This window comes from Nitratireductor kimnyeongensis (assembly GCF_019891395.1).
Taxonomy (GTDB): Bacteria; Pseudomonadota; Alphaproteobacteria; order Rhizobiales; family Rhizobiaceae; genus Nitratireductor; species Nitratireductor kimnyeongensis.
This window is the reverse complement of sequence record NZ_CP078143.1, coordinates 25,536-42,549: the sequence shown is the minus strand read 5'-3', so window position 1 is coordinate 42,549 and position 17,014 is coordinate 25,536. Positions and strand designations below refer to the sequence as shown.

At 57.8% G+C, this 17,014-nt stretch carries 18 protein-coding genes; 7 read left to right on the top strand and 11 right to left on the bottom strand.

The genetic code is table 11. From position 1 onward, the window contains the following. Nucleotides 1-127: 127 nt before the first annotated feature. From KW403_RS00205 to KW403_RS00195, 3 genes are all read right to left on the bottom strand, one after another. The gene (locus KW403_RS00205) at nt 128-742 is read right to left on the bottom strand and encodes a transglutaminase-like cysteine peptidase (protein WP_223020806.1); all 615 of its coding nucleotides are present in this window, start codon (nt 740-742) and stop codon (nt 128-130) included. 508 nt (nt 743-1,250) lie between these two features. Beyond that, complete coding sequence (locus KW403_RS00200) at nt 1,251-1,868, bottom strand: PilZ domain-containing protein (RefSeq protein WP_223020805.1); 618 nt, start codon at nt 1,866-1,868, stop codon at nt 1,251-1,253. A gap of 92 nt (nt 1,869-1,960) precedes the next feature. Continuing rightward, nucleotides 1,961-2,599 carry a PAS domain-containing protein gene (locus KW403_RS00195; RefSeq protein ID WP_223020804.1) on the bottom strand — a complete coding sequence of 213 codons (639 nt, stop codon included), beginning with the start codon at nt 2,597-2,599 and terminating at the stop codon, nt 1,961-1,963. A 336-nt stretch (nt 2,600-2,935) separates the two neighbouring features. On the opposite strand from KW403_RS00195, the gene KW403_RS00190 reads away from it, so the two are divergent. Together KW403_RS00190 and KW403_RS00185 are read left to right on the top strand one after the other, a co-directional pair. Further along, nucleotides 2,936-3,685, top strand: a complete 750-nt coding sequence (locus tag KW403_RS00190; RefSeq protein ID WP_223020803.1) for a rhomboid family intramembrane serine protease — start codon at nt 2,936-2,938, stop codon at nt 3,683-3,685. A gap of 97 nt (nt 3,686-3,782) precedes the next feature. Next, a complete protein-coding gene (locus tag KW403_RS00185) occupies nt 3,783-4,214 on the top strand; it encodes a CBS domain-containing protein (protein WP_223020802.1) in 432 nt (143 codons plus the stop codon). Nucleotides 4,215-4,250: 36 nt separating this feature from the next. Here the strand turns inward: KW403_RS00185 and KW403_RS00180 are convergent, their stop codons facing one another. Beyond that, the gene (locus KW403_RS00180) at nt 4,251-4,508 is read right to left on the bottom strand and encodes a YjhX family toxin (protein ID WP_223020801.1); all 258 of its coding nucleotides are present in this window, start codon (nt 4,506-4,508) and stop codon (nt 4,251-4,253) included. A gap of 288 nt (nt 4,509-4,796) precedes the next feature. Here KW403_RS00180 and gatB point away from each other — a divergent pair, with 288 nt between their 5' ends. From gatB to KW403_RS00155, 5 genes are all read left to right on the top strand, one after another. Further along, a complete protein-coding gene (gene gatB / locus KW403_RS00175; RefSeq protein WP_223020800.1) occupies nt 4,797-6,299 on the top strand; it encodes an Asp-tRNA(Asn)/Glu-tRNA(Gln) amidotransferase subunit GatB in 1,503 nt (500 codons plus the stop codon). A 7-nt stretch (nt 6,300-6,306) separates the two neighbouring features. Further along, the gene (locus KW403_RS00170; RefSeq protein ID WP_246637831.1) at nt 6,307-6,801 is read left to right on the top strand and encodes a GNAT family N-acetyltransferase; all 495 of its coding nucleotides are present in this window, start codon (nt 6,307-6,309) and stop codon (nt 6,799-6,801) included. Further along, entirely contained in the window at nt 6,801-7,286 is a 486-nt protein-coding gene (locus KW403_RS00165) for a GNAT family N-acetyltransferase (RefSeq protein WP_223020798.1), read from the top strand. The genes KW403_RS00170 and KW403_RS00165 overlap by 1 nt, the downstream gene beginning before the upstream one ends. A 99-nt stretch (nt 7,287-7,385) precedes the next feature. Beyond that, the gene (locus tag KW403_RS00160; protein WP_223020797.1) at nt 7,386-7,784 is read left to right on the top strand and encodes an NADH:ubiquinone oxidoreductase subunit NDUFA12; all 399 of its coding nucleotides are present in this window, start codon (nt 7,386-7,388) and stop codon (nt 7,782-7,784) included. Between the two features lie 257 nt (nt 7,785-8,041). Further along, nucleotides 8,042-8,422, top strand: coding sequence for a DUF2155 domain-containing protein (locus KW403_RS00155; RefSeq protein ID WP_246637983.1), 381 nt, complete (start codon nt 8,042-8,044; stop codon nt 8,420-8,422). Between the two features lie 12 nt (nt 8,423-8,434). On the opposite strand, the gene aat is transcribed toward KW403_RS00155, so the two are convergent. The 7 genes from aat to KW403_RS00120 form a co-directional block, all read right to left on the bottom strand. After that, complete coding sequence (aat, locus tag KW403_RS00150; protein ID WP_223020795.1) at nt 8,435-9,055, bottom strand: leucyl/phenylalanyl-tRNA--protein transferase; 621 nt, start codon at nt 9,053-9,055, stop codon at nt 8,435-8,437. A gap of 47 nt (nt 9,056-9,102) precedes the next feature. Further along, nucleotides 9,103-10,446, bottom strand: a complete 1,344-nt coding sequence (gene accC, locus KW403_RS00145) for an acetyl-CoA carboxylase biotin carboxylase subunit (RefSeq protein WP_223020794.1) — start codon at nt 10,444-10,446, stop codon at nt 9,103-9,105. A gap of 16 nt (nt 10,447-10,462) precedes the next feature. After that, nucleotides 10,463-10,927, bottom strand: a complete 465-nt coding sequence (gene accB / locus KW403_RS00140; RefSeq protein ID WP_223020793.1) for an acetyl-CoA carboxylase biotin carboxyl carrier protein — start codon at nt 10,925-10,927, stop codon at nt 10,463-10,465. A gap of 21 nt (nt 10,928-10,948) precedes the next feature. Then, nucleotides 10,949-11,392 (bottom strand): type II 3-dehydroquinate dehydratase, encoded by a 444-nt coding sequence (aroQ, locus tag KW403_RS00135; protein WP_223020792.1) that lies wholly within the window; start codon nt 11,390-11,392, stop codon nt 10,949-10,951. Nucleotides 11,393-11,511: 119 nt separating this feature from the next. Beyond that, the gene (locus tag KW403_RS00130) at nt 11,512-12,279 is read right to left on the bottom strand and encodes a DsbA family protein (RefSeq protein ID WP_223020791.1); all 768 of its coding nucleotides are present in this window, start codon (nt 12,277-12,279) and stop codon (nt 11,512-11,514) included. Between the two features lie 82 nt (nt 12,280-12,361). After that, complete coding sequence (locus KW403_RS00125; protein ID WP_223022363.1) at nt 12,362-13,723, bottom strand: M48 family metalloprotease; 1,362 nt, start codon at nt 13,721-13,723, stop codon at nt 12,362-12,364. A gap of 263 nt (nt 13,724-13,986) precedes the next feature. Continuing rightward, entirely contained in the window at nt 13,987-16,728 is a 2,742-nt protein-coding gene (locus tag KW403_RS00120; protein ID WP_223020790.1) for a ribonuclease E/G, read from the bottom strand. Nucleotides 16,729-17,014: the final 286 nt, after the last annotated feature.

Sequence of the window (17,014 nt, the reverse complement as noted above, 5' to 3'; positions counted from 1 at the left end):
GTGGGGACTCGACCGGGTGTCCCAAGACGGACCCGCCTGCGTGGAGGTCACAAATGCAGGAGAGTCCGTTGGATGTCAGCCTGTCATGGGCGCGTTCCGTCCATGGCGCCCACGATTATAAGATGTATCAGCGGCTCGAAGCGACGCTGCCGACAGCTATGGATCGTCCATCATTGATGGTCACCCATTTGCCGGAATGAGACGCTGACTGCCGTTTCAGGTAAGTGTAATCCGTATCGGTCCAGACGGAAACACGTGCTTCCAGATTGTCCAGAATATAGTCCCCCATGCTGGTGACGACCGTGAGCACCGCATGACCATCGCCATTGGGCTGACGCACAACCGTAATCAGGAGATTGCCGGCTGGAACACCGGCCTGGATGAGGCGCCGGCGTTTCTCCAGCACGTAATCTTCGCAATCGCCATTAGCTTGCGGATAGGACCAGTATTCTTCTATGCCCCACATTTCCATGTCCGTACGCGGCATGACCGTTGAGTTGACCGCATTGTTGACGTCGATCATGGCCTGCCAGAGCTTGCGCGTGAGTTTCACCGGACGCGGACGTGCCGTGGTCTGGCGGCACTCCTCCGTCTCGCGTTGGCACAATTCATAATGCCCGATCGGTTGACTGGTCAGTCCGCCAACTTTCATGAAGCTGGGTGCAGCGAACGCGCTCGTGCCAAGCGCTCCGATCGCTATTGCTGCTGCGGCGATGAGCCGTGCGCCTTTTGAAAGCCCCATTGTCTTGTCTCCCCGTTTGAGGTGACAATGACAGAGGGGAATTTATTCCAAGCAAAATTGCACAGTATAAATCGCGCTAAATTCGATTTGTATTTGGATCTAATAAGAATAGATTTTGATTTTTATTTGAAGAAAATTTGTTTAAAATTTTAATCAGTTCAACGACTGCCGTGTTGCGCTGAGACGTGCGAGGCGGTGAAAGCGTTTGGTGCCCTGGGAACGAGCGTCATCTACGGCGTAGGCAGATATCGGATGGCGCAGTAGGCTCCGGTCATCTTCGGAGCGGCGCGCTGTGAGAGCGCATGACTTTTGCGCCAATGCCTCATCAGGATGCGGGGAGTGGGCACAGAACCCGTGTCGGATACGCACCTTCTCCGATCAGATGAGGCCTTCACCGCTCTCACTTCGCTCTGCGAGAAGTTTATGGGATACCATTTGCACGCGAGATTTCAGACATCATCGCCGGGAAGCGCGAAGATGCGAACGCACGCTTCGGTGCGGCGCAAGATCAGGCGTCTGCTGGGAAGGAGAATTCTGCTTCCAGAGCCTGACGGTCTTGTATGCTGGCGAATTCGATCGCGACGCCGTCGTCGAAATGACGGACCACCTGGCCACGCATTGTGCCAATATGAACCTGCGTTCCGCGCTCGGGGCGAACTTCGCTCTCAACGGCCGCGCCGGAGAGCGAAAGGTCGATAATCCGGCAACGGTATTCGCGACCGTCCGGCAGACGCAGGACGCTGATCGGGTTGCGCGGCGCGATGCGCTCGTGGCGGCGATCTTCGGGCAGATCCAACTCGTGCTTGTTGGCCAGCCATGTGAGCTGGGCTGCAAGCTTGTCGCGTTTGCGTTCTGAAGCGACCACCGTCATGGCGAACCCGTCGCCGTTGACGCGGATGATCTCGCCTTCAATGCGACCGACATGATCGAGATAGGCAATGACGCGCTCGCCCTGACGTCCGGACCGTTGGGCGATAAGGCAGACGTCACCGGGCGACATATCGGTCACCCGGCAGGCGTGCTCGCTACGGTCCTCCAGCATAAAACGGCCGTAGATCGACACTTTCACGCGCTGAAAACTGCGTCGCTCATCGTCCAGATTGGACCGGTTTATCGCCGCTGACATGGTGGTATGCGCTCTTCGCTCTGGCGGTTCTTGCTGCCCTAAATTAGCAGCGCAATGTTACGCCCAAGCGGTTAACAAGCGGTAAGAGGCAACTACGCGTTGCGACCCCCGTCGAAAACCACCAGATGGCGGAAGCGTCTTCCCTGTCCAGGTTCGATCAGGCTGTCCGTAATGGAGCGTTTTTCGGGGACCAGCGGGGGGACCTCAACCGCAGGCCGGTTTTTAAGAAGCACCGGCTCGCGATCGGCGTCGATGAGCCGCAGGGACGTCACTTCGCAGTCAATGAGGACCTCCGCGCCCAGCCAAAAGGGTTTTTCGCAGGCCAAAAGGGACCCCATGGCACGAGGGCTTTCCATTCCGCCTTCCAAAGGCAGCATCAATAGCTCGAAGGAAGCCCTGTCGCCGGCCTTGTTTTTCCCGTCGAAAGTGAGAATGACGACGGATTTCATGTCGAAGACACTGCGGGCGAGTTTGCCCACGACCGTCTGGTCCCGGCCGGTCCACAAAGACGCGAAGGACAGACCCTTCAGCTCTTTTCCAAATGTGGCACACAATCTGGTGCCGGCGAGGCGGAAGACAGCTTCACCCCGCGCATCCTTTTCAAGAATGAACGTGTCAGCCAGCAGGGTTTTGATCTCTGCAGGTTCAACTTCCGTGCGCCTGGGGGCCGGACGATTGCCTCGCAACCTGTTCCAATATTGGAACAACGTTACCGAACCATCATGTCTCATGCCTCTTGGCTCCTTACTTTCGGCCCGGGCCTGTCTCATAGGCGGACAGGTGCGGGCATTTTCAATAGCGACATGTGGATGGGTTGCAGGTTGCGTGCCAAAGCGGTCGGGGTTGTGCACCTCACGGTTTTGTTAAGGTTAAAAAAGAGTTTCATTTGTAGGCTCTCGCCGAAGCTGGCAGGGTTTCGGAGACAGCAAGGACGAATCATCACGGGGAAATACGGGCAGGACCGGAATCTGAATAGAATAAGAACCGGCAGGGGGGCTCGGCAAAGCCGTTCAGGTTGTTTGACCTGAACGGCTTTTTTCCTTCAGACAGGTCTGTTAGGCAAAATCATGGATAAAGAAGAAGATCACCGCGCGGAGCTTTCTGCGCGAAACGACACCATGCCGCATCAAAGTGATGGCGGACGCGAACCGGTGTTCAATCTGGCGCCCGTGGTAACTGGCCTCGGCCTTCTGTGCATCGCCATCTACACGATGGAAGCGTTGTGGCTTAACTTCGATCAGCAGATTTGGCTGATGCTCCACTTCGCATTCCTTCCCTTCCGCTACACGGGGCCCGTAGCCCTGGATGTCTATGCCCTGACGAGTCCAGTTACCTATTCGTTCCTGCATGGGAGTTGGGGACATCTGCTGGTGAACATGGTCTGGCTTGCCGCGTTCGGCTCCCCACTTGCCAATCGAATCGGCACACTCAGGTTTCTGTGTTTCTGGGTAGCGGGGGCTTTGGCCGCGGTGGCGTTTCACTTTGCTCTTTACCCTTCATCGATGGTACCGCTCGTCGGAGCTTCCGGATCGATTTCGGCGATGATGGGAGCTGCTGCCCGGTTTACCTTTCGGGTTGATCGCCGGGCGCAGAAACCCGCATTCACCGGCCCGGTTCTGCCAGTATCGGTGGTTTTGAGGTCGCGAATGGTGCTGGTTTTTCTGGGTGTTTGGATGGCCGCCAATCTCGTGACCGGCCTATTCAGCGGGACCGCGGTCAATGGGCCGCAGATCGCATGGGAGGCCCATATAGGCGGCTTTCTGTTGGGGTTTTTCGGCATACGGGCATTCGAACCAGGTCACATCGCCAGGCACTAGATCGTTCAGCTTGCCGAGCTCTGTACGGTATAGCGACACTTGCCAAGCGGTCTTGCTCGGCGCAACATTGGCTTGTTGCGAGGAGAAGGAGATTGCCATGACGGTGAAGGCCATTCTGGATGCCAAAGGGCGCAATGTCGTCACGATCGCCCCGGACATGAAGCTCGCGGACGCAGCAAAGCTTCTGTCGGATCGCCGCATCGGTGCGGTTGTGGTGACCGAGGCCGATGATCGGATTGCCGGCATATTGTCGGAGCGCGACATTGTGCGTGTCATTGGCAGGGACGGTGCCGGCGCGCTTGAACAACCAATCTCAAAAGTCATGACATCGAAGGTGCAGCGCTGTCATGAACAGAACACCATCAACGAGGTCATGCAGATCATGACTGCGGGACGTTTCCGGCACCTGCCAGTCGAGGAAAACGGCAAGATTGCCGGCATCATTTCTATTGGAGACGTGGTCAAAAAGCGGATTGAGGATGTGGAGCGTGAGGCCGAGGACATCCGCAGCTATATCGCCACAGCCTGAAGAAAGAGAGGCTGCCTTTCGGCAGCCTCGTCCAGTTTAGCGATTGTCGCCTTGTGAGCGAACCAGCTTCAGTCCACGCCTTGTGATGCGGTAGGGGCCGCCATTGCGCGACTGAATTGCCCGTTTGCGTTTGATTTTTCTGAATATGCCCACGTCGAGGCCGGGGAAGTACCAGCCATCGCGGGTGATGCAGTTCAGTTCAATTATCTGGCCGCGGTCATCTTTTTCAATATCTATGCGACCGCCCTGCGCCAATATATGCAGGATGCGCTGTTCTGCGCGGGAAATGTCCATCTCTTGAAGTCCTGGGAAAAAACCAGTGGCCAACTGGCCACAAAACAACGTCGCGCCATCTCGCGATGACACGGGGTTTCAAGGTTTTCTCGCCCCGATCCTGTGTTTGTTCAGGTTCGGGGCCTCACCGGGCCTCAAGGCTGATGGACATAAAAACTCCGTTGGTTCACGGCTTTCATACTGCAAACTTTGGCAGGAATAAAGCGGTTGGCTTGCCACGCGGGAGTGTTTGGTCTAGCGAATGCGCATCCAACATAGAACCATCCGACCGCACGGCACCGTGAACCCATGACAATCATCGATACGCGCACGCCCGACCCCAAGCGATTTATCTCCGGAGCCACTGGCGACTGGGAAATCATCGTCGGCATGGAAATCCATGCGCAGGTTACCTCTGAAGCAAAGCTCTTCTCCGGCGCGTCCACCGCTTTCGGCGCTGAACCCAATGCCAATGTTTCCCTCGTTGATGCGGCCATGCCCGGCATGCTTCCGGTGATCAACGAAGTGTGCGTGAAGCAGGCAGTCCGCACCGGCTTGGGTCTCAAGGCGCAGATCAACCTGCGTTCGGTATTCGACCGCAAGAACTATTTTTACCCGGACCTGCCTCAGGGCTACCAGATCTCACAGTTCAAGCAGCCAATCGTCGGCGAGGGGAAGGTAACGGTTTCCGTCGGCCCGGCCAAGGATGGCTCGTTCGAGGAAATAGAGGTCGGTATTGAGCGTCTCCATCTGGAACAGGACGCCGGCAAGTCGATGCATGACCAGCATCCAACCATGTCCTATGTGGACCTCAACCGCTCCGGTGTTGCGCTCATGGAAATTGTCTCCAAGCCCGACATACGCTCAGCGGACGAGGCCAAAGCATTCCTGACCAAGTTGCGCACCATCCTGCGCTATCTGGGCACCTGTGACGGGAACATGGACGAAGGTTCCATGCGTGCCGACGTGAATGTCTCCGTACGACGTCCGGGGGGCGAGTTTGGCACGCGTTGTGAGATCAAGAACGTGAATTCGGTGCGTTTCGTGGGGCAGGCCATCGAATCGGAGGCACGGCGCCAGATCGCCATTCTTGAAGATGGCGGCACCATTGATCAGGAGACGCGTCTATTCGATCCCGCCAAGGGCGAGACCCGTTCCATGCGTTCCAAGGAAGAGGCGCATGACTATCGCTATTTCCCTGATCCGGATCTGGTACCCTTGGAGTTCGATCAGGCTTACGTGGATGCGCTGGCTGCCGATCTCACGGAACTTCCCGATGAAAAGAAGGCACGATTCATCGAGACATTTGGCCTTTCGGAATATGACGCATCCGTGCTCATTGCAGAAAAGGCCACGGCGGACTTTTTTGAGAAGGTTGCCGAAGGCCGCGACGGCAAGGCTGCAGCCAACTGGGTCATCAATGATCTTCTGGGTGCGTTGAACAAGGCCGGGCAGGGGATCGAGGACACACGCGTTACACCCGACCAGCTTGGCGCCATCATCGACCTGATCAAGGACGGCACGATTTCCGGCAAGATTGCCAAGGACCTGTTTGAGATCGTTTTCACTGAGGGCGGCGATCCGCGTGTCATCGTTGAAGAACGTGGCATGAAACAGGTGACTGATACCGGCGCGATCGAAAAGGCCGTGGATGATGTCATCGCCGCTAATCCCGACAAGGTCGAACAGGCCAAGGCCAAGCCGACGCTTGCCGGCTGGTTCGTCGGGCAGGTGATGAAGGCCACGGGCGGCAAGGCCAATCCGCAGGCCGTCAATGCACTCGTCAAGGAGAAGCTCGGGATCGATGCCTGATAGCGGCATGGATTTTTTCGTGCGAACGGCAGGGGAGCGCGACTTGCCAGCCGTGCGTGCGCTTCTCGTGGAGACGTGGCATGACACCTATGATCCCATCTATGGGCGCGAGCGTGTCGTGGAGATCACCGACAGCTGGCACTCTCTCGATGCACTAAGCGCGCGTCTGAAACGCCCTCACTCGGAATTCGTTGTGGCAGACAGTGGCCGGCGGATCGGTGGGATGGCGTTTGCAGTGGCCGGGAATGACGGCAAGGAAATCCGTCTCTATCAACTCTATGTGCATCCTGAGTGCCAGGGGAAAGGCATCGGAATGGCGCTTTTCACCGAGATTGCTCAATGCTTCCCGGAAGCGCGTGAAATCACGCTCGAGGTTGAAGAGGCGAACAGCAAGGCAAGAGCCTTTTATGCGCGTCTGGGGTTTGAGACGGCTGAGCGAAGCAGTGATTGCGGCGGCGCAGGCTTCGAGTTGCCGGCGCTCATCTATCGCCGGGGGCTTTGATGGTGACAGGCATCGATGCGGGTACCGAAGGGCTGTTGATTCGTATCGCCGAAAGGCGTGATGTGGAGGCCATCGTTGCACTCTTTGCTGCGGATGCAGTGGGTGGTCACGGTGACACAACCGACCCCGATGCTGCAGAGGCCTATCTCGCGGCATTCGAGCGCATTAGCGATAGCCCGAATGACACGCTCTACGTGGCCGAACTCGACGGGGCTGTGGTTGGGACTTTTCAGACAACGCTCATTCCGGGCATTCCGGGACGCGGTGGCACGAGCTTTCAGATCGAGGCCGTGCAGACGCGGAAAGACATGCGCGGTCGAGGAATAGGTGCGTTGATGATCAACCACGCCATTGAAGCTGCGAAGACGGCCGATACGCGGCTGGTACAGCTTATGTCCAATGCGGTGCGCGAACGCGCCCATGGCTTTTACGAGCGGCTCGGCTTTGCCAAAAGCCATGTCGGCTTCAAGATGAAGCTGAAATGACTCTGAAGCATGGACTGGAGGTCTTGCCTTCCAGCGCAGCGGACGCCATAACGCCTACCACGAGCCATCCGTGACGACAGCGAGCGACTTGAGGACACCATGAAGAAGTTTCTGCTTCAGTTTTTTACCTGGTGGAACGGCCAGACGCTGGGCACGCGCTTCCACACGTGGCGCAAGGGCACGCGTGTCGGTGAAGATGAGTTCGGCAATACGTATTATGAAGGCGGGAAGGATTCCGAGGGGCGCACGCGTCGCTGGGTGATCTATAATGGCATTTCCGATGCTTCGCTCGTTCCTCCCGGCTGGCACGGCTGGCTGCACCATCGTGTTGATGTCGCGCCGGTCGATGAGAATTACACGCCGCGCGAATGGCAAAAACCGCATCTACCCAATCTGACCGGGTCTCCCGCGGCCTACCGTCCGAAAGGCTCGATCGCCACTGCGGCGGATCGCCCGCGCGTGACTGGCGATTATGATGCATGGACGCCGGGCGGCTGAAGCTGGTCGCTGATCTCGCCACAATTGCGCACTAGATTGCCTTGCGTCCATCCGGACGTACAAGGAAGATCTAAACCATTGATGGAGCATCGGAACGATCCGAGGACCGGATTCTACTTTTCGGTTCGATGCTCTAGTCGTAAGCTTTACAGGGTACTGGGCGATTCCGCCCGGTCGCGAGAGCTTACAAGCGAACAAGACGGGTGTAGAGCCATATGAAGTCAGGCCAGAAGAAGAACGCCGGTTTCGGGCTGCTTATGGCATTGGGTCTGGCGATGTTGGCGACTGCGCCAGTTCAGGCCGCCCGGATCAAGCATCCGGTTGCCGAATTTACCGGCATCGACAAGATCACCGGGCGAATCATCTCTTTTGACGTTTACATGGACGAGACGGTTCAGTTCGGCGCCCTGCAGGTCACACCACGGGTTTGTTACACTTCCGAGGAAACCGAAGAGCCACGCACGGACGCGTTTGTGGAAGTGGATGAAATCACCCTGGACCGGGAGATTCGACGCATCTTCACAGGCTGGATGCTTGCCGAGAGCCCTGGACTGAACGCTGTCGAGCATGCGGTCTATGACGTCTGGCTCAAGGGCTGCAAGGAAGACACTGACGTCCCTCCGCCAGAAACCAACTAATTTGGCCTTCCGTTACGGATTGAACCGGGCTTCACCACTCTGCAGGGCCTCCTGCAAGAGCTGCTCGTAGCGGGCTCTGGGCACATCAATCGCACCAAACTGTTTCAGATGCGGTGTGGTGAATTGCGTGTCGAGGAGCATGAAGCCCTGCGCGCGCAGGCGCTCCACAAGATGAGCTAGGCATATCTTTGACGCGTCGGTGCAGCGCGAGAACATGCTCTCGCCAAAGAATGCGCGCCCCAGCGTTACGCCGTAAAGGCCGCCGACCAACCCCTCATCCGTCCATGCTTCCACGGTGTGGCAATGCCCGTTTTCGAACAACAGGCCGTAAGCTTCGCGGATCGGAGCATTGATCCACGTTTCATCGCTGTCACGCCGGGCTTCCGCGCAGCCTTCAATGACGCCGTCAAAGTCCGTGTCGAACGCAATGCGAAAAGGATGGCGGCGCAAGCGCTTTGCGAGACTTTTGGGAACGTGAAATGCATCCAGTGGGATGATGCCACGGGTCTCTGGCCGCACCCAGAAAACCTCCGGATCATCCGCGCTTTCGGCCATCGGGAAGACCCCGGTGGCGTAGGCGCGGAGAAGAAGATCCGGAGGAATCTGAAATCCTGGTGCGAAAGGTCGAGCCATCGTGTCCAACCGGCGGGTTGCCGGAGAATCGCAGCGAGCGACAAGCTTCAGCTCGTCTTTGCCAGGTAATTCTCCAGCCAGTGGATGTCGTAGTCGCCATTGGCGATGTCAGGATTGCCGACCAGATCCTGGAACAGCGGCAGTGTGGTCTTGATGCCATCCACCACAAATTCGTCCAGCGCTCGGCGCAGACGCATCATGCACTCAACGCGATTGCGCCCGTGCACGATCAGCTTGCCGATCAGACTGTCGTAGTAAGGTGGAATGCGGTAACCCGAATAAACGCCTGAATCCACGCGAATTCCCAGACCGCCCGGCGTGTGGAAGTGCGAAATGGTGCCGGGTGAGGGCGTGAAGGTGCGCGGGTCTTCGGCATTGATGCGGCATTCGATGGCGTGGCCCTCGAAGCGAACTTCATCCTGAGTGCAGGATAGACCGCCGCCAGAGGCGACGCGAATCTGCTCGTGCACGAGATCGATACCGGTGATGGCCTCGGTCACCGGATGCTCCACCTGCAGACGGGTGTTCATCTCGATGAAGTAAAACTCACCGTTCTCGTAGAGGAATTCGATTGTCCCAGCACCCGAATAGCCGAGATCGGCAATCGCCTTTGAGACGACCTCGCCGATGCGGTTGCGCTGTTCCACATTGAGCGCGGGCGAATTGGCCTCTTCCCAGACTTTTTGATGACGGCGCTGGAGTGAGCAGTCGCGTTCGCCCAGATGGATGGCCTTGCCAGCACCATCGCCCATCACCTGCACTTCGATGTGCCGAGGCTTTTCGAGGTATTTCTCAATATAAACCGCGTCGTCGCCGAAAGCTGCGCCGGCTTCCGAGCGCGCGGTGGAAAGCGCTTCGGCAAGATCGGCCTCGGTGCGCGCGACCTTCATGCCGCGGCCGCCGCCGCCGGCAGAGGCCTTGATCAGCACCGGGTACCCGATGTCAGCGGCAATCCGCTTGGCTTCTACGTCATCCGTCACGGCGCCATCGGAGCCGGGTACGACTGGGATGCCGAGCGCCTTTACCGTTTTCTTGGCGGTGATCTTGTCGCCCATAATGCGGATGTGTTCCGCGGACGGCCCGATAAAGGTGAGGTTGTGCGCTGCCAGAATCTCGGAGAACTTGGCGTTCTCGGAGAGAAAGCCATAGCCTGGATGGACAGCATCAGCGCCAGTGATCTCGCACGCTGCCAGAATTTGATGAATGTTCAGATAGCTGTCACGCGAAGGCGGTGGCCCGATGCATACGCTCTCGTCGGCAAGGCGCACATGCATCGCATCCGCGTCGGCCGTGGAATGGACGGCGACGGTCTGGATGCCGAGCTCCTTGGCGGCGCGCAGAACGCGCAGGGCGATTTCGCCGCGATTGGCGATGAGGATTTTATGAAACATGCGCGCCTGCCCCGGACTACTCGATCACAACCAGCGGCTCGCCGAACTCGACCGGCTGGGCATCCTCGAAGAGGATCGCCGTCACGGTGCCGGAGCGGGGAGCAGGGATCTGGTTCATGGTTTTCATAGCTTCGATGATAAGAAGCGTCTGGCCTTCCTTCACGGATTGACCGACCTGGACGAAGGGGCTTGCCCCTGGCGCAGGCGCCGCATAGGCCGTGCCGACCATCGGGGAGGGCACGGCATTCTTGGAATCGGCCGGGTTTGCGGAGGGTTCTTCCTTGGGTGAAGCCACCGGTGCAGCAGGAGCAGGAGCAGGGGCTGGCGCTGCATAAGTCTGCACCGCCGCAGCGGCCTGTTTGGCCACGCGAATCCGCAGATCGTCCTGCTCGATCTCGATTTCAGTCAGATTTGTGTCGTTCAAGATCGTCGCAAGCTCGCGAATGAGTTGCTGATCGACCCCCGTCTTTTTTGTCGACATATTCTTATTCCTGCCTTGTTCTCAATCGGGCTGGCTTGCGGCCAACGCATCCAGCGCGAGTACATAACCGATTGTGCCCAAACCGCAAATCATGCCTTTTGCTGCCGGGGCAATCATGGAAACGTGGCGAAAGGCCTCGCGCGCATGAATGTTGGAGATATGCACCTCGATCACCGGAAGCGGGCTGATGGCGCGGATTGCATCATGAAGAGCAATGGATGTGTGCCCATAGGCACCGGGATTGATGATGATCCCAATTGCGCTCTCATCTGCTTCATGAATCCAGTCAACGAGGTCGCCTTCGTGGTTGGACTGGCGAAACTCGACCTGCATTCCAAGGGTCGAGGCCTTGTTCCGGCAAGATGCCTCGATCCCTGCCAAGGTATCGCCACCATAAATGCCAGGTTCACGTTTGCCGAGCGCATTTAGATTGGGCCCGTTCAATATGAAGACTGTTTTCGCCATGAAATTGTCCCCTGGCCCTTTGCAACACGCTCCGTATGCTCCTCTATAGAGGGCTTAGACCGTGCCGCAAAGATGGCAAGGGGCTTCTTTGTCTGTCCACAGAGCGCTCAACGCGCCGATCAATTGCTTTGCGAGCGTGCCTGGTCGATCTTCTCGGCAAGAACATCCTTGCCAAGGGCACCGAACACCACCTCGCCGCCGATGACATAAGCGGGCGTTCCGGTGACTGCAAGCTGATTCGCCAGTTCATAAGTTTCGGCAAAGATTTTCTGAATTGCGGGATTTTCCATTTCCTTGCGCAGCGTCGCCTCCTCGATCCCCGTCTGGACGGCGATCTTCATGGCCATATCGCCATCGGCTCGTGTTTCAGCACCCAAAAGCTGCTGATGAAATTCCGCGTATTTTTCTGGCGCAATGGCATGCACAGCCATCGACACCACATGAGCTTCGCGCGATTGGGCGGAGAGGATGGGGAATTCCTTCAAAACGAAGCGAACGTCGTCGTTTTCGTCGACCAGGGCCTGCATGTCGGCCATGGCGCGTTTGCAATAGCCGCAATTGTAATCGAAGAATTCAACGACCGTGATGGCTGCGTCCGGATTGCCGACCACACCATCATAGGGACTGTTGAAAAGCTCGTCCTTTTTCTCTTCCATGACCGCTTGCTGGGCTATTTTTTGCTCTTCACGCTGCTTTGCCTCGAGTGCATCCTGCACCTCCAGCAGGATTTCGGGATTGTTGAGCAGGTAGTCCCGGACAATCTGCTCCACTTCCGGTTTGCCAAGAGGCGCTGCAGTCTCGGCCTGCGCAATGGAGTTGAACAATGCGAGGGGCGCGAGCACAGCTGCCGTGGCTGCCAGCATCGATGTTTTTCTCGTGAAGATCATGTCTCGTTCCGATTCATCTGTTTGGTGAGCGGGTGCAATAATGCATCACTCATGGGTGTGAATGAGGCCGCAAAGGTTCATTCTAACCCGGTTTCTTGTATTGAATGATATCCTGGGCACGCAGCCAGCCGGGCGTGCCGCGTTTCATCCGCTTTTGCGCTCTGGTCGCAAAGATTTTTGCGTCCTGATATTGGCCGAGATGGAAATAGCCTTCCGCCGTTGCCAGTTCGGCAGCGGCGATTTCCCCGATTTGTCCGTAAGCCTGAGCGAGGAAGCGATAGCCATTGGCATATTCCGGTTCGCGCGAAAGACCCGTCTGCAGCTCCGAAGCGGCCTTTCTGACCAGATCCGGCTTGCCAGTGGCAAGAAGGGCCTGCCCATAGCCCACCTGCAGCAGGCCCGGAGTTCCAGGAGCAAGTGACAGCGCCCGCGCATAGGCGTTAGCTGCTTCTTCGGGCCGGTTGGCCTTTATGAGAACATCTCCGCGCAATTCCTGGAGATACGGGTTGCGGGGCATCTGGGAAATCAGCGCATCGACCTTTTGCAAAGCGGTACGCGGGTTGCCGGTGAGATATGTGGAGATCGCATCGCCATAGCGCGCAGGGATACCGTGGGGATCGCTGCGGAAGAGACGTTGCACGGCCTGACCGCCCTCCATATAGGCAGCGATCTTGGCGCGCATCATGTCATGACGCAGTTGCAGCTCCGGGGGATCCTTACGCTCGAAGTGGCTGCTCTTGCGTGCAAGTTCCTCCAGATTGGCAATGCGTTCGCGCGGCATTGGATGGCTGATCTGGTAAGGGTCGACATTGACACCGGCGAGAGCCATGCCACCGGCCAAACGTTCGAATGTCTTGAGCATACCCTTGGCCGATTGCCCGGTGCGATTCAGATACTCAATCGCGGTCCTGTCCGCGGTGACTTCTTCAGATCGCTGATAACCGAGCAGGCTGCGGCGCGCCATCTCGGCGCCTCCAGCCGCCATGCCGACGCCGGCGGAGGCCAGTCCGCGCGAGTCGGAGGCCGCGCCGGCTACGCCCGCTCCGATGCCGATCAGAGCCGAAACGATCGCCATGGTCTGGGCCCGTTTCAACTGTTGGCGCAAACGCTCCTGATGGCCGCCCGCGATATGGCCGGCCTCGTGGGCTATCACGCCGATGACCTCGTTGGGGGTCTCCGCGTCCGTCAAAGCTCCAGTATGAATGAAGATGCGGCGCCCATCGACGAACGCATTGAAACTGCGGTTGTTGACGAGGACGATATCGATACCGGACCTCGAAAGCCCCGCCGCTTTAAGAATAGGACGGGCGTATTCGGAAACCAGGGCTTCGATTTCCGCGTCGCGGACAACGGTCACCCGGGACTGCGCAAGTGCGGCAGGAGCCCAGACCACGGTCAGATAAGCGGCAGCAAGGAGGAATGCAATCGTTCGAGTGACAGTCATGTAAACCATGGGTTTTCTCTCAAGCATCGCCGAAGTGGTAGACGAGCATGAGGGCAATGGGAAGGCAGAACCGCATGTGATCATGGAGTTGTGATCCATGGCGTCGCTACGTTTCAAACGTAAGAAGCCGGTCAAACGTAAAAAGCCGGCGCAGGGCGCCGGCTTTTTACGATGCATCACCGAAAGCTGTAAGCGGATTCCGGTTTTCTTTAGTCCTTGATCATAAGTTGGCCGTCGGGCGATGGCTCTTCCAGGTCCGCGGCCTAGAAGAAACTCTTGCGTTGCCACCAGCCGGTTTTGCGCGGCCGATCAGATTCCGAAGTCTCAGACGACGACACCACGGGTTCGGCTTCCGCCGCGACACTATCCTTGGTTGGGGTTTCGTTGTTTTCTGCTTTGGCTTTCGTGGACGTTCGGCGCGTCGAGGTCCGACGTTTTTTCGGAGCCGGGGTCACATCCGTTTCAGAAGCAGCGGTGTCGGTGGAGACTTCCTCGGAAGCCTTTTCCTCTGCGGTGGGTGTTGCGCCATTGCTCGTATCGTCGGGTGTGTTGCCTTCGGCTGCAGGAGAAGACGTCTTGCGTGCACGGCGGCGCGGTTTCTTGGCCGGCTTCTCAGCTGTTGCAGCTTCCTGCTGGGAGTCGGCGGGTGTCTCTTTTTGAGCCTCCTCTGCCGATGCTGCTTCGGTGTGGTCCGAAGTGTCGGCCTGCACCGTTTCAGAAGCGACATTTTCGGCGTCCTCAGCCACATCCTGCGGCTGGCTCTCCCTGCGGTTCTTGCGCCCGCCACGTTTGCCGCGATGACGCTTTTTGCGTTCACCTTCGACGCCGTCGGCGGTTACGGTCTCGCTCACCTCTTCGGCCGCAGCAGTTTCGTCACCTGCATTCCCGTGGGAGGCATTTTCATCAACCGTAGCGTGTTCGGTGCTGTCGTTCTGGGTCTGCTCGGTCGCAGCCTCGCCATTGTTGTTGCGATTGCGGCCACCGCGCCGTTTGCGCTTGCGCCGACGTTTGCGGGGTTCCCCATCCTCGCCATTGGTGGCTTCATGCGATGGAGCGGCGGCTTCTTCCGGTTCCGCAACCTCTATGGCAGCAGTCGGAACGGGCTGCTCCATGCCGGACTTGTCTGCCGGTTGCTGTTTTGTGATCGCAAAATGCTGCGCCCCGACTTCATCATCCGCTTCCACTGTGATGCTCACACCAAAGCGGTTCTCCATCTCCACGAGGTTGGCGCGTTTATGATTGAGGAGATAGAGCGCTGTCGGCGTGGGTGTCCTTACAGCGATATTGTTGCGGGCATCCTTGAGAAGATATTCCTCTATGGAGCGAACCACGAACAATGCCACAGAAGAATCCGAGCGGATATGCCCCGTGCCGCCGCAATGGGGGCAGGGCTGCATCGTGCTCTCAAGAACGCTTGCACGAATGCGCTGACGGGACATTTCCAGAAGCCCGAAATGCGAGATCCGGCCCACTTGGATGCGTGCGCGATCGTTTTTCAGGCAATCCTTGAGACGTTTCTCGACCGCACGGTTGTTCCGGTTTTCCTCCATGTCGATGAAGTCGATGACAATCAGCCCCGCCATATCCCGCAGGCGCAGCTGTCGCGCTACCTCTTCCGCGGCTTCCAGATTGGTCTGGAGGGCGGTGTCCTCGATGGAGTGTTCCTTTGTGGAACGACCGGAATTGACATCGATCGCGACCAGCGCTTCCGTCTGGTTGATGATAATGTAGCCGCCTGACTTCAGTGTCACCTGGGGCTGCAGCATCCGATCCAGCTGCGCTTCGATGCCATTGCCTGCGAAAATCGGCGTGACCTCACGATAAGGTTGCACAACCTTTGCGTGGCTCGGCATGAGCATCCGCATGAAATCCTTGGCTTCGCGATAACCTTCCTCGCCAGCCACCAGAACTTCGCCGATGTCCTTGTTGTAAAGATCGCGCACAGAGCGCTTGATCAGACTGCCTTCCTCATAAACCAGGGCAGGGGCCGTTGATTCGAGCGTAAGGGTGCGCACCTTCTCCCACAAACGCATGAGATAATCGTAATCGCGCTTGACTTCAGCTTTTGTCCGGTTGGCGCCGGCCGTGCGAAGGATGACGCCCATGCCCTGGGGGACATCAAGCTGTTTCACGACATCCTTGAGGCGTTTGCGGTCTTGAACGTTGGTGATCTTTCGCGAGATGCCGCCACCACGCGCAGTGTTCGGCATCAGGACAGAATAACGGCCGGCAAGCGACAGGTAGGTGGTGAGCGCCGCGCCCTTATTGCCGCGTTCTTCCTTGACCACCTGAACAAGCAATATCTGGCGGCGTTTGATGACTTCCTGGATCTTGTAGTTTTTACGAGCGGCACGACGCGATGGTTGCGCTTCTTCCAGAGCATCATCAGCGCCTACGGTGTCAACGTTCTCTTCCTCGTCGTCGCCATTGCCTTCATCGAGGTCGCCATCGTCTTTGGAGCGACCGCGGCGGGAGCGTTTGGCGCGCGGTTCCTCGGAAACAACGTCTCCCGTCGCCTCCGCAGCCATCGTTGTGGGCTTGTCGTCACCTTCATCCTCGCTCGCGTCGTCTTCTCCAGACGCATCGATCTTCTCTTCGTCGGCTACAGCGTCGTCCTGCTTCGCAGATTTCTTGCGCGTGTTGGCGCGGCGACGTTTCCGCCCGCCTTTCTGGGACTGACGCGGTTCGCCTTCGTCCTCGTCTTCATCCGCCTTGGCTTCTGCTGCCTCGGCTTCAATGAGCGCTTGGCGGTCCGCTACGGGGATTTGATAGTAATCGGGATGAATTTCGCTGAAGGCGAGAAAGCCGTGCCTGTTTCCACCATATTCGACGAAGGCAGCCTGAAGTGAAGGTTCGACACGTGTTACACGCGCCAGATAGATGTTTCCGCGAAGCTGTTTCTTATCCTGAGATTCGAAATCGAATTCTTCGATGCGATTACCGCGAAGGACGACAACCCTTGTTTCCTCCGGATGGGAGGCATCTATAAGCATTTTGTTCGGCATAAATTCTTGTCTCCCCGGCAGGGTGCGATTGTCGGGCCGGGCTCCACGTGTGTCGCCGCAAGCCAGTGTGACAATCTGTGCCGGATAATTTGAGGTTCGTCGGCGTTGAAGGCCGCGCGAAATTGGGCCGGAGCACCGATTTCGCGGTGCGCTTTAATCCGGATCTATTTCCAATCGCGCCTGAAGCCATTCCATCGCCCGGCAGAACCGTTTCAACCAAAGCCCGGTTTTACGGGCCAGCTTTTGCTCATAGCGAGCCGGCACGGACGTTTCTTAAGGTCCGGCC